The 12641-nt window shown below is 32.5% G+C and carries 11 protein-coding genes; 8 read left to right on the top strand and 3 right to left on the bottom strand.

What is annotated here, in order from left to right:
- Window positions 1–22: 22 nt before the first annotated feature.
- Both NRK67_06150 and NRK67_06145 read right to left on the bottom strand, forming a co-directional pair.
- Window positions 23–730 carry a YaaA family protein gene (locus NRK67_06150; GenBank protein ID UUV19089.1) on the bottom strand — a complete coding sequence of 236 codons (708 nt, stop codon included), beginning with the start codon at window positions 728–730 and terminating at the stop codon, window positions 23–25.
- 82 nt (window positions 731–812) lie between these two features.
- Window positions 813–2243: a PLP-dependent aminotransferase family protein gene (locus tag NRK67_06145; GenBank protein UUV19088.1), complete on the bottom strand. Its 1431-nt coding sequence runs from the start codon at window positions 2241–2243 to the stop codon at window positions 813–815.
- A 160-nt stretch (window positions 2244–2403) separates the two neighbouring features.
- Here NRK67_06145 and NRK67_06140 point away from each other — a divergent pair, with 160 nt between their 5' ends.
- Genes NRK67_06140 through NRK67_06130 form a run of 3 tightly spaced genes read left to right on the top strand, consistent with a single transcriptional unit; the run spans window position 2404 to window position 6142 of the window.
- Entirely contained in the window at window positions 2404–3582 is a 1179-nt protein-coding gene (locus tag NRK67_06140; protein ID UUV19087.1) for a pyridoxal phosphate-dependent aminotransferase, read from the top strand.
- A gap of 53 nt (window positions 3583–3635) precedes the next feature.
- A complete protein-coding gene (gene megL / locus NRK67_06135; protein UUV19086.1) occupies window positions 3636–4826 on the top strand; it encodes a methionine gamma-lyase in 1191 nt (396 codons plus the stop codon).
- 26 nt (window positions 4827–4852) lie between these two features.
- Entirely contained in the window at window positions 4853–6142 is a 1290-nt protein-coding gene (locus NRK67_06130; GenBank protein ID UUV19085.1) for a dicarboxylate/amino acid:cation symporter, read from the top strand.
- An 88-nt stretch (window positions 6143–6230) separates the two neighbouring features.
- Here the strand turns inward: NRK67_06130 and NRK67_06125 are convergent, their stop codons facing one another.
- Window positions 6231–7307 carry an AI-2E family transporter gene (locus NRK67_06125; GenBank protein UUV19084.1) on the bottom strand — a complete coding sequence of 359 codons (1077 nt, stop codon included), beginning with the start codon at window positions 7305–7307 and terminating at the stop codon, window positions 6231–6233.
- A 242-nt stretch (window positions 7308–7549) separates the two neighbouring features.
- On the opposite strand from NRK67_06125, the gene NRK67_06120 reads away from it, so the two are divergent.
- The 5 genes from NRK67_06120 to mutS all read left to right on the top strand — a co-directional run bounded on the left by NRK67_06120 (window position 7550) and on the right by mutS (window position 12638).
- Complete coding sequence (locus NRK67_06120; protein UUV19083.1) at window positions 7550–7963, top strand: hypothetical protein; 414 nt, start codon at window positions 7550–7552, stop codon at window positions 7961–7963.
- Window position 7964: 1 nt separating this feature from the next.
- Window positions 7965–8324 (top strand): hypothetical protein, encoded by a 360-nt coding sequence (locus NRK67_06115; GenBank protein UUV19082.1) that lies wholly within the window; start codon window positions 7965–7967, stop codon window positions 8322–8324.
- 162 nt (window positions 8325–8486) lie between these two features.
- Window positions 8487–8837: a hypothetical protein gene (locus NRK67_06110; protein UUV19081.1), complete on the top strand. Its 351-nt coding sequence runs from the start codon at window positions 8487–8489 to the stop codon at window positions 8835–8837.
- A 199-nt stretch (window positions 8838–9036) separates the two neighbouring features.
- On the top strand, window positions 9037–9990 hold the full coding sequence (gene dusB / locus NRK67_06105) for a tRNA dihydrouridine synthase DusB (protein UUV19080.1): 954 nt from the start codon (window positions 9037–9039) through the stop codon (window positions 9988–9990).
- 38 nt (window positions 9991–10028) lie between these two features.
- The gene (gene mutS, locus NRK67_06100) at window positions 10029–12638 is read left to right on the top strand and encodes a DNA mismatch repair protein MutS (protein ID UUV19079.1); all 2610 of its coding nucleotides are present in this window, start codon (window positions 10029–10031) and stop codon (window positions 12636–12638) included.
- The last annotated feature ends 3 nt before the right edge of the window (window positions 12639–12641 follow it).

Raw genomic sequence — 12641 nt, 5'->3', positions numbered from 1 at the left:
CTATTATATCATGAAATTTATATCATCTTGTAAAAATCAAATTAAATTTATCGGACAATTTATCATTTAAAGAATACCCGTCTAAATTAAAATCTTTGATCTCATCGATAGAAGTAATCTTATTTTTTATTATATAGTTCAGCATCATACCTCTTCCTTTTTTTGAATAAGCACTGACTGATTTATAGAGATCTTCTTTTTTTTCTTTGAAATCTATAGTCAGCATGGGTTTATCTATGAGTTTAGAAAATTCTTTAGAAGCTAAGTTTATGATAAATTCATCCTCTTTAAAATATTGATTCACTTCTTTCTTCCAAAATTTATATAAATTCTGATCCTTTAGGAGTTTCATATTCATATCCAGTCTATATTCTTTTATAAGGTTAGAAGGTTCTATTACCCCATAGAGAGCCGAAAGGATGATGAGGTGGGTGTCTAAAAATGCAAACTCCTCCTCGCTGTACTCAACTAAATCCAGTTGTTTAAATGAGACTCCATTGTAAGCGGTTATGGCTTTTTTAGTATTGGCATCTTGGAAGTTTTCATAGATCTCCTTTACATGATCTAAGGTATTTCCCTTAACCTTCATTATCTTAGTTATTTCATCCAGAGACAGAGTTTTTAAGTGTTCTAAAAGAAAATTTGTTTTATCGGTAAAATTTATTTTAAGGGGATCTTTTATGGAATTTGAAAAATCCATAGATTTTGCAGGTGAAAATATAATTTTCATGGTTACCTCCTATATTATTACTACTTTAATTATAATACAGGGTAAAGGAAAATTCATAATTTTTTATCTGTATAATATTATTTTAAATTAAAGGAGTATAGATATTCTCCCCTTCATTTATTATTTTGTCGATAGTTTCTTCTATAATTTTAAATCCCAATATTATCTCATCTTCACTGACAGCAGCAAAACTAATTCTTATTTTATTGGAACTAGTTTTTTTATGAAAAAATACATTCCCAGGCAGAACATTGACCCCTCGTTCTTTAAATTTCATATACAATAAATCACAATTTAAGTTATTTACAATTGAAACCCAGAAATAAAAACCACCTTCAGGAAGATAATCTAATTTTAAAAATTTTGATTTAAAAATAAGAGATTTTACCAGCTCATATTTCTTTTTATAAAAACTTCTTATTTTTGCCAGGTGTTCCTCATAATGATTTTCTAAAAAGACATTTAATGATTTTTGAGATAGATTACAAGACGATATATCAGATATAAATTTGGAGTTAATAACGCTGGAAATAAATTTTTTAGGCGGGATCAAATATCCTAATCTGAGACCAGGCATAATAACTTTAGAAAAAGTATTTATATAAAAAACTTTATCGTTAAAATCTATAGATTTTATAGAAGAAGTAGAGATGTCATGGTAATACAATTCAGATAAGCAATCATCTTCAAGGATATAAAAATTATATTCTTCAGCCAGGTTTAATAGTTTAGTTTTTTTATCATTGGACCATTTATATCCCGTTGGACTCTGAAAGTTGGTCATGACATATATATAATCTATTTTTGTTGATCTAAGGAGGTCTTCTAATGCTTCCATATCAAAACCGTCTGCTTGTACAGGTATAGTTTTAATTTTACAAAAATTGGAAAAAGTAGTGATTGCACCAGAATAAGTGGGACTTCCCAAAACAATGGTAGAGTTATTTTTTATTATTCCTTTTTTTAATAGATCTAAACCCTGTTGTGCTCCGTTAATAATCTGAATTTCCCTATGAGATATATTTTTTATCTCTTTTTTTAGTAGATTAGCAATGTTTTTTCTTAAGGCTAAATTTCCCTGTGAATCTTCATAAATAAATAAATCCGGAGCATCTTCTAAAAAAAGATCGGAAATAATATTTTGAAATATCTTAGTTGGAAATATCTCTTTATTAGGGGTAGCGCTGGCAAAGTTAATATTAGAATTTATTTTTATCTGCCCCCCTTTAAAATTTTCCAAGATTGGTTTTTGCAGGGTACAGGTATTGTTTAAATTTATATTTTTAACAAAAGATCCGCTTCCCTTCACTTTGTAGATATAACCGTCTGTTTCTAACAGTGAATATGCTTTTAAAACAGTTATATTATTTATTTTCAGTTTGTTTGCAATCTGTCGTATTGAGGGTAATTTTTCATTTACTTTAAATCTTTCAACCAATATTTCTTCCTTGAAATATAAATAGATTTGTTTGTAGATATCTGTGTCTTTATTTAGAATTATTTTTATGTTCATTTATTCTCCTTTGTTTAAAAGTGTTATACACCACTTTTGTCCAGATCTTATTGACAAAGTGTAATTTGAATACTATACTTGTTATAAATATACGACAATAATACAAAAAAATCAATAACAGTATTAAATGGTGTATAACAGTTGTTGTGGAGGAGTTAATATGAAGTATAACTTTAATGAAAAAATTGATAGAAAAAACAACCATTCTGCTAAATGGTCAGAGATGGATAAAAATTTTGTTTCAAATGACCTTTGGCCTATGTGGATAGCGGATATGGACCTGAAAACAGCTCCAGAGGTAACTAAGGCCATGGCAGAAAAAGCTTCAGAAGGTATTTTTGGTTATGTTTATAGACCGGATGCCTACTATAGGAGTGCTGTGGGATGGTGTAAAGATAGATTTTCCTGGGAGATAGAGACAAAAAACCTCATTCATACTCCAGGAGTAGTACCGGGGATATCTCTTATGATAAGACTATTAACGAACCCCTCGGATAAAATAATGATACAAAATCCTGTATACTATCCATTTACAAATGTAGTAAAGAAGAATAACAGAAACCTTGTGGTAAACTCATTAATCAAAGATGAGAGTGGATACTATACTATGAATTATACAGATTTTGAGGAGAAAGCAAAGGATCCAGATTTAAAGTTTTTTATTCTTTGTAACCCGCATAATCCAGTGGGAAGATCTTGGAAGAGAGATGAGCTTGAAAAGATAGGAAAGATCTGTTTAGAAAATAATGTAAGAATAATTTCAGATGAGATATGGAGAGACCTTGTAATGCCTGGGAATGTACATACTCCAATGTCTTCTATCTCAAAGGAGATAGAGGACATTACAATTACTTGTTTTTCTGCAGCCAAAACTTTTAATTTAGCAGGACTTCAGGCAGCATTTTTACACTTTCCAAGAATGGATGAGAGAGAAATAGTGGATACAGAGCTTGGGATATTAGATATAAAAAGAAATAATCCATTTGCAATTGTTGCAGTTGAAGCAGCTTTTACAAGGTGCCATTCGTGGGCAGATCAACTGGTAGAGCATATAGATGGAAATATGGATTATTTGGTAGATTATGTTTCTAAAAACATACCAAGAGTAAGGGTAAGAAAACCAGAGGCGACTTATCTTGTTTGGCTTGATTTTTCAGACTATGGTCTAAATAAAGATGAACTTTCGAGACTAATGCAGGAAAAAGGAAAGATAGCACTAGATGATGGTTATTGGTTTGGAGTAGAAGGGGAAGGTTATGAAAGGATAAATGTAGCGTGTCCAAGATATATGTTAGAAGAGGGAGTAAAGAGAATAAAAAAAGCATTGAGTCATCTATAAACAATGGTTGAGATATAAAAAGTTACATTTATTAGGGATTTAAAGGAGGAAAAATGAAGGGGATTCAAGAAAAAGGGTTTGGAACAAAGGCGATACATGGGGGAGCAGAAAAAAATCCATTTGGAACATTAACTACACCAATATATCAAAGTTCTACATTTGTATTTGACACTGCAGAACAAGGTGGAAAAAGGTTTGCTTTAGAAGAAGCAGGATATATTTATTCGAGATTAGGAAACCCTACATCAAGTGTTGTAGAGGGAAAATTAGCATTATTAGAGGGAGCAGAAGCGGCGTTAGCAACTAGTTCAGGAATGGGAGCTATCTCATCGACTATGTGGACATTACTTAAAGCCGGGGATCATTTATTAGCGGACAAAACTTTATACGGGTGTACATACGCTTTATTAAGTCATGGATTAACTAAATTCGGAATCGATGTAGAATTTGTTGATACCTCTGATTTAGAAGCAGTGAAAAAAGCTATGAAACCTAATACCAGAATAGTTTATTTAGAGACACCGGCAAATCCTAACTTAAAAGTTGTAGATATAACAGCTGTTTGTGAGATAGCTCATAAAAATGAAGGAACTAAGGTAGTGGTAGACAACACATTTGCAACACCATACCTTCAAAATCCTATAAAATTAGGAGCTGATTTAGTAGTTCATTCAGCAACTAAATATTTAAACGGTCATGGAGACGTAGTAGCAGGATTTGTAGCAGGAGATTTAGAAACAGTAACTCAAATAAGATTAATTGGTGTAAAGGATATGACAGGTTCGGTTCTTAGCCCCCAAGACGCTTTTCTTATGATAAGAGGAATGAAGACTTTAGAACTAAGAATGGAAAGACACTGCAGTAATGCATATGAGGTAGCCAGGTTTTTAGATGCTCATCCTATGGTAGAGAAGGTATACTATCCAGGACTTGAATCTCATGAAGGACATGAAATTGCAAAGGAGCAAATGAACGGGTTTGGTGGAATAATGGCCTTTGAGGTAAAGGGTGGAATAGAAGCAGGAAAGAAATTATTGAATAGCTTAGAATTATGTACTCTGGCAGTAAGTTTAGGAGATACAGAAACATTGATCCAGCATCCGGCATCTATGACGCATTCTCCATATACCAGGGAAGAAAGACTAGCATCAGGGATTACAGATGGATTAGTTAGGATATCTGTAGGCTTAGAAGGTGTAAATGATATTATAGATGACTTAAAACAGGGATTGGAAAAAATATAAATAAAATTATTTAGGGGGGGTTATTTATGTCTGGGCAGCTGAAAAAAAATGGAATTTGGGAATCGTATAAACCTATGATTCTTTTGTTAATGGGAATCGTAGCCGGAAGTATTATTGGTTTAATTTATGGGGAAAAAGCAACAGTCTTGAAACCCTTTGGTCAAATTTTTCTTAATTTAATGTTTACAGCAGTAGTACCACTGGTATTCTTTAGTTTAGCAAGTTCAATAGCTAAGATGTCAAATATGCAGCGTTTAGGAAAGATACTCAGAAATGTTTTAGGGATCTTTTGTATAACAGGAATGTTCGCTGCAATTATCATTATCATCATAGTTAGAATCTATCCACCGGCACAGGGTGTGGTAATGGATTTTGGTGAATATGTTCAACCTGAAAAAGCTAATTTATTGGATCAATTGGTAAAAGCTCTTACAGTTGGAGACTTTAATTTAATTCTATCTAAGAATGCCATGCTTCCACTCATAATATTTGCCATGACATTTGGTTATTGTGTCAGTTCGGTAAATAAAGCGAAAGGCGTTACTACAAGTGCCCTGGTAGATGTGTTGGATATGTGCAGTGAAGTTTTTATGAAGATGATAAGTATTATCATGTTATATGCACCGATTGGATTAGGAGCTTATTTTGCAGCATTAATAGGTCAGTTTGGTGCTGACTTATTAGGAGCTTATGCAAGAGCTATCTTGATGTTTTATCCTATCTGTATCATCTATTTTTTAACAGCATTTACAGGGTATGCATATTATGCCGGCGGGAAAAAAGGAGTGAAATTATTTTATAAAAATATATTTCCTGTAGTATTAACATCTCTGGCTACTCAAAGTTCAGTGGCTACCCTGCCTACTAACTTTGAAAGTGGGAAAAAAATAGGTGTCCCTGAAGACATAAGCAGTATAACTCTTCCACTTGGAGCAACTATTCATATGGATGGGACAGCATTGACTACGTTGATGAAAATAGCTTTCTTATTTGGAATCTTTAATATGGAATTCACAGGAATAGGAACATGGGCAACTGCTATTGCCATATCGGTAATGTCTGGAGTTGTAATAAGCGGGATTCCGGGAGGAGGAATGATGGGTTCACTTATCATTGTTGCTTTCTACGGATTTAACCCAGAAGTTATCCCTATTATTGTAACAATAGGGATTCTTACAGATGCTATGGCTACAATGATAAATGCAACTGGAGATTGCGTGGCATCTATGATGGTGGCAAGAAGAGTTGAAGGGAAAGGCTGGATGGAAAAATCTATTGAAAACTCAGAGGAATTAAAAGTAGATACCATTGTTTAAAAATTCATGAATAATACTATAAGCTGATAAAAAAAGAAAGGCTTAAATCCTGTAATTTTGGGATCTAAGCCTTTTTTAATTGAATGAATTATTCGACTATATCATGAGATTTTTTGGATGTACTCTTTATTAGATACAGTTCTTTTATTAGAGCAAAACTAGGAATAGCTATGATGATTCCCAGAGCGCCCCAAATACTTCCGCCAAGGGTAACAGCTGCGATAGTCCAAAACATGCTGAGATTCAGACTGTTTCCTAAGATCTTAGGTTCTAAAACCCATGCGTCAAATTGCTGGAGCAATGCCAGGAAAATTATAACTATAAGGGTGTTGCTAGGATTGGCAAATAATGCGATAGTTGCTCCTAAAACAATTCCTATAAAAGGTCCTACATAGGGAACAAAATTGAATATAGTGATAAATATTCCCAGTAAAATAACATAGGGGATGTGCAGGATGGTCAACCCAACCATGGCGATTCCTCCAATTATCATAGAATCCAATGTTTTTCCAGAAAGGTATCCTAAAAATACCCTTTCTATTTTTTTAGATAAAGCTTTTATTTCTCTGGATAATTTTTTAGATAAAAAGGTATCTAAGATCTCCTTGGCCAGCTTATGAAAATATTCCTTGTTTCCTAAAAAGAATATAGAGAAAATAAGGGAAAAAATTAAACTTATGATCTTTGCTGTGACTCCTAAAAACTGGCCAACTAAGAAGGAAAATTCCTGTTGGAGGAAAATAAGAGTTTTTTGCTGTAAAAGTAAAAGTTCATTTAAAATATTGACATCCTTTAAAAATGGAAGGAGATGCCTGTATTTATCTACAGAACTTTCAAAGACTGAGATATATTTTGGATAATTTTCTATCAGATCGGATATATTTCTCGTTAATCTAGGAATGATAAATGAAAAGAATAATCCTAAAAGAAGAATAAGGGAAAAATATAATATTGAGATACTGTATTTTCTTTTTATTTTTTTATTTTTTTCTAAGAATTTAAGGATGGGATTCAATAGAAAAGCAATAATTCCCCCATAGATAAACACTGAAAAAAAGGAGAAAAATTTGTTAAAAGTAAGGGTGATGGCTCCTGAGTTATTAAGCCTTGTATAGATTAAAATTAAAATTATCCCTGTAAATAGGGGTTTGTTTATTTTTTTCATTTGAACTCTCCTTTTGTATAAATAAATTAAAAATCATGCCTATATTAAACTAGTTTTTGAATTGTTCTTTAATTTTACCCGATATAACAGGCAAAATCAAACTAAAATTGTTAAAAGAATTTTATAAGGAGCCCTTTTTAACCCTTGAAATAGGAGTTGGAAGAAACCTATTTTTATTGCCAAAATTCATTAAATGTTATATAATACAATATAAAACAATAAAGAAATTAGGTGGTAAAAAAATGAAAAAAGGTGTAAATAAAGATAAACCAAAAGGAACAGAATACAGTATAATGAAAGCTATAAAAAAATCAAAGAGATTTGCTGAAGTAAAGGAAGCTGCTAGAAGAACTGATAAAAAAAGATTGAATGCAGAAGCGAGAAAAGAAAAGGAAGAAAAGCAGGCTAAGATAGATGCGGCTAAACAATTAACGTTAGTAGGATATAAGAAAGGTTATATCTTAGTAGAAATAGATGGGAAGGTAGAAAAAAGAAAGCCCTTCTATCCAAAATTAACTTTTACTAAGGAAAACTATAAAACTCATATTGGGGATATAGCAATAAAATTATACGGAAACCATATCAGAATAAGAGAAATATTAGGGTATAAAAATATCGTAAAGGAATTGGCATTTGAAATAGAAGGAACATTGTAAGATGGTTAAAAAAATAGTTATTAGATGTCCAAAGTGTAAGAAAAAAATGAAAATTATGGATAAACCTGCTAAATACAGGTGCCCCAGTTGTGGAGAGGTCTATAAGTATACTGCATTAAAAAAAGTGGCTGGATATCCTGGGAAAGTTATAGCCGGAATATTTCAAACGGGAAGAGACATAGTTGTCGGGGTAAAAACCAAGTATACTATGGCTAAAAATACTGCTAAATATATGAAACAGGTCAAAAAAAATATGAAGTCAGATCCTAATTGGTCCAATGTAAAAAAAGAAGAAAATCGTATGAAGGAAGCTGAAAAAGCAAATAAAAAATCATTTTTTGACAGATTTAAAAAAAAATAAAATCAGATTAATTTTTAATAAAAATCTACTCTTTTGACAGGGTAGATTTTTTATTTTTGCTTTAATTGGTATAAAAAATCAATTTTTTTTTATTTTTAAAGGAATTACCTCAAAAAATATGTAAATTTAAATAAGGTAAAAAAAATATAAAGGGAGGGACTTATGAATTCTTATTCAGATGTTGAAAAAAAATTATGGCCTAAATATCGTGAAGAAATAAATCATTCTAGAAATACCGTTGAAGTTGAAGGGGTATTTACCATGATGATAGCAGATCTTTTAAGTGAGGTTCTCGGAGAAAAAATCTATTCAGAGGATATTCTTTTTCATCCTAAAGAAGAGTGTTATTATAGGTTTACAGAAAAGTTGTTGAAAAAAGAAAATTTTAAAACTGCCTTTGAAAGTTCAGATTTAGGAGCTATTATAGACAGATTTGCTCATTCGGCAAATAGTAGATATGTTCATCTGAGTAAATTACCTGAAAAAACTAATTCCAAGATAAAAAGACATTAATCCCTGATTATTCAGGGATTTTTTTTGTATAAGTATTTTTAATTCTTGGAATTTTACTCTTTAAAAATCAAGGATTAGTCAAATCTGTCAAGTGGAAAAACATCTCTATCTATGGTATAATTTTATGATTAAATGGATAGTTATGCACTTAGTGATAACTAGGATAAGTTATGAAAAATAGCAATAAGAGGTGAAATAGATGATAAAAATATATATAGCTCCCATGGCAGGAGTAACAGATTATACATATAGAAGAATTATGAATAAATTCAATCCGGATTTGATGTTTACCGAGATGGTAAGTGTAAATGCAGTAAAGATGGCCAATGAAAAAACGATAAAACAAATGCTTAGATTACTGCCCAATGACGGGGTACAGATTTTTGGCCGGGATATAGATATTATGGTGGAATGTGCTAAATATGTGGAGAGTTTAGGAGTAACCTATATAGATGTAAACATGGGATGTCCCATGCCAAAGATCACAAAGAACGGCTATGGATCAGCTCTGTTAGAGGATCCAGAACATATAAGAAAATTGATGACAGCTATAAAAGAGGCGTTAAAACCTGAAACGAAATTATCTATGAAGATAAGAATCGGTTATAAGGAACACAAAAATCCAATAGAGATAGCTAAGATAGCAGATGAATTAGGTCTTCATCACATTACAGTCCATGGTAGAACCAGAGAGCAGATGTATAGTGGGACGGCTAATTGGGAGACGATAAAGCAGATAAAAGAAGCTGTTTCTATACCAGTTATAGGAAACGGGGATATATTTTCAGCTGAAGATGCCTATGAAAAAGCTACCGAATCAGGGGTAGACGGGATAATGCTGGCCCGTGGAATATATGGAAATCCATGGTTGATCCAGCAGATAAGGGAAAGGTTTGAAACTGGAGAAGTTAAGACAAAAGTAACATACATAGACAAGATAGATATGGCTTTAAAGCATATTGAATATATGAAGGAAGACTATCCTGAAAAACAGTTTAATTTTGAGATAAGAAAACACCTGTGCTGGTATTTAAAAGGGGTAACTGGTGGAAGTAAGATAAAAAATCTACTGAACAAGATAGATAATTATGATGAGATAAGTGAAGTATTGATAAGGTTGAAAGAAAAATTAGAGGAATATAATTCACAATAAAAAGTAAGAAAATAAAATTAAAAGTGAGGTTTAAGACAATGAGTAAAGAAACGCCACTCATGAAACAATATAAGGAGATAAAGGAACAAAATCAGGAAAATATCCTATTTTTTAGGTTGGGAGATTTCTATGAGATGTTTTTTGAGGATGCTGTAATTTGCTCAAAAGAATTAGGTATAACCTTAACCAGCAGAAATAAGGAAAAAGGACAAAATGTGCCTTTGGCTGGAATACCATATCATTCAGCAGCAGGATACATATCAAAGTTAGTGGCTAAGGGATACAAGGTAGCCATATGTGAACAGGTAGAAGCTGCCAGCGAAGCTAAGGGTCTTGTAAAGAGGGAAGTTGTAAAGGTTATAACTCCTGGTACTGTAATAGATACAGATTATCTAGATGATAAGAGTAACAACTATCTTTTAGGGATAATAATCAGAGAAAATAAAGCCGGGATATCTTATCTGGATATAACTACAGGAGAGTTTAAGGTAACCCAATTGGAAGGAAAAGATATAATATCTGCAGCTATAAATGAGATATATAAATTGTCTCCTACAGAGATATTGGTAGAGAGCAGAACACTGGAAAGGTTTAATGAAGAATTCAGTGACTATAAAAAATTAAATGAAATTGTTATAAATCCAATAAATAAAATAAAAAATGCAGGGGAGATATTAAAGAAGTATTTCAATGTGATCTCGTTGGAAAGTTATGGGATAGAGAGAAAGGAATTGGCTGTAGAAGCTGGTGGATTTGTTTTGGAATACGTATTGGAACTACATAAATACAATGAATTGCCCATTCAGACTATCTCCTATGACAACAGAAAAAATTATTTAGAATTAAACCTGGCTACCCAGAAAAATTTAGAGCTGGTGGAAAATACCAGGGAAAAAACTAATATGGGTACTCTCTTATGGGTCTTAGATAGGTGTAAGACCTCTATGGGAACCAGAATGCTGAAAAAGATGATAAAGAATCCCCTTTTAAATATCGATGAGATAGAAAAAAGGCAGGGAGATATAGGTTATTTTATAGATGAGGTTTTAATCCGTGAAGATGTAAGGGAAGGGTTGAAGAGTATCTATGATTTGGAAAGACTTATAGGTAAGATAATATTAGGAACTGAAAATGCTAGAGACCTGATAGCTATTAAAAAATCTATAAAATCATCATTGGAAGTTATAAAAATATTGGGAACAAATCAGATGTTTACCACCGATATAAAAAAATTAGTTGAGATCTATAATCTGATAGAGACATCTATAGTGGAGGAGCCGCCGTTTTCTGTAAGGGAAGGGGGGATGATCAAAACTGGTCACAATGAAACTTTGGATGAACTTCATACGATCTCTAAATCAGGAAAAAACTATATATTGGAGATAGAAAAAACAGAGAAGGAAAAGACAGGAATAAAAACTCTGAAGATAAAATATAATAAAGTATTCGGTTACTTCTTGGAAGTAAGCCGGGCTAACTCTCATTTGGTACCAGAGGAATATATAAGAAAACAGACTTTGACCAATGCAGAAAGATATATAACCCCTGAATTAAAGGAATATGAATCGACTATATTGAACGCTAAGGGAAAGATAGAAGGTCTGGAATATGATCTGCTGAAAGAGATATCAGGTAAGCTGGTAGGAGAGATAAAATTACTGCAAAAGCTGGCCTTTGGATTAGCCTATGTAGATGTAATCGCATCACTGGCTGATATAGCTACTAAAAATAACTATGTGTGTCCAAAAATAGTAGAGGGATACGACCTTGAGATAAGAAGTGGTCGTCATCCCATTGTTGAAAAACTCGTTGTGGGAGAGGATTATATAAGTAATGATATTATCTTGGATGAGAAGACCAAGGTAATTGTCCTGACAGGACCAAATATGGCGGGTAAATCTACCTATATGAAGCAGGCTGCTCTTATTATACTAATGGCCCAAATGGGTTCTTATGTACCGGCCTCTAGTGCTACAATAGGTATTATAGATAAGATATTTACAAGAGTCGGGGCCAGTGATGATCTGGTGAGCGGACAGTCTACATTTATGGTAGAGATGAGTGAAGTAGCTAATATAGTAAACAATGCTACGGATAAATCTTTTGTTATTTTAGATGAAGTAGGTCGTGGAACTTCTACATTTGACGGGTTATCTCTAGCCAGTGCTATCACAGAGTATATCCATGATAATTTAGGAGCTAAAACTATATTTGCTACCCACTATCATGAACTTACAGAGTTGGAATATAAATTAAAATATCTTTCTAACTATAGAATAGAAGTCAGTGAAGCCAACGATGAAGTGGTATTTCTTCGTGAAATAGTAAAAGGTGGAGCCGACAAATCTTATGGAATAGAGGTAGCTAGACTGGCTGGGTTGCCAGGGGAAATACTTCTTAAAGCTAAACAGCTCCTACAGGTTTTGGAGACAAAAAAAGCTATAATTGAGGAAAAAATAGGGTCTGAACAACTGTCACTATTTGGAGGAGCACCTATAAAAATTGAGAAACCAAAAGTTATAGAACCTCAAATAAGTAAAGGTGAAAAGCAAATTTTATCCGAGGTAGCTAAATTAGATGTAAACAACCTTACACCGCTAGATGCCATGATGAAATTAAACGAACTTAAACAACTGCTGAACAATTAGTAA

It is taken from the genome of Fusobacteria bacterium ZRK30, from assembly GCA_024628785.1.
Classification (GTDB): domain Bacteria; phylum Fusobacteriota; class Fusobacteriia; order Fusobacteriales; family Fusobacteriaceae; genus Psychrilyobacter.
The sequence above is the reverse complement of the archived record's forward strand: the minus strand, read 5'-3'. Positions and strand labels throughout refer to the sequence as shown.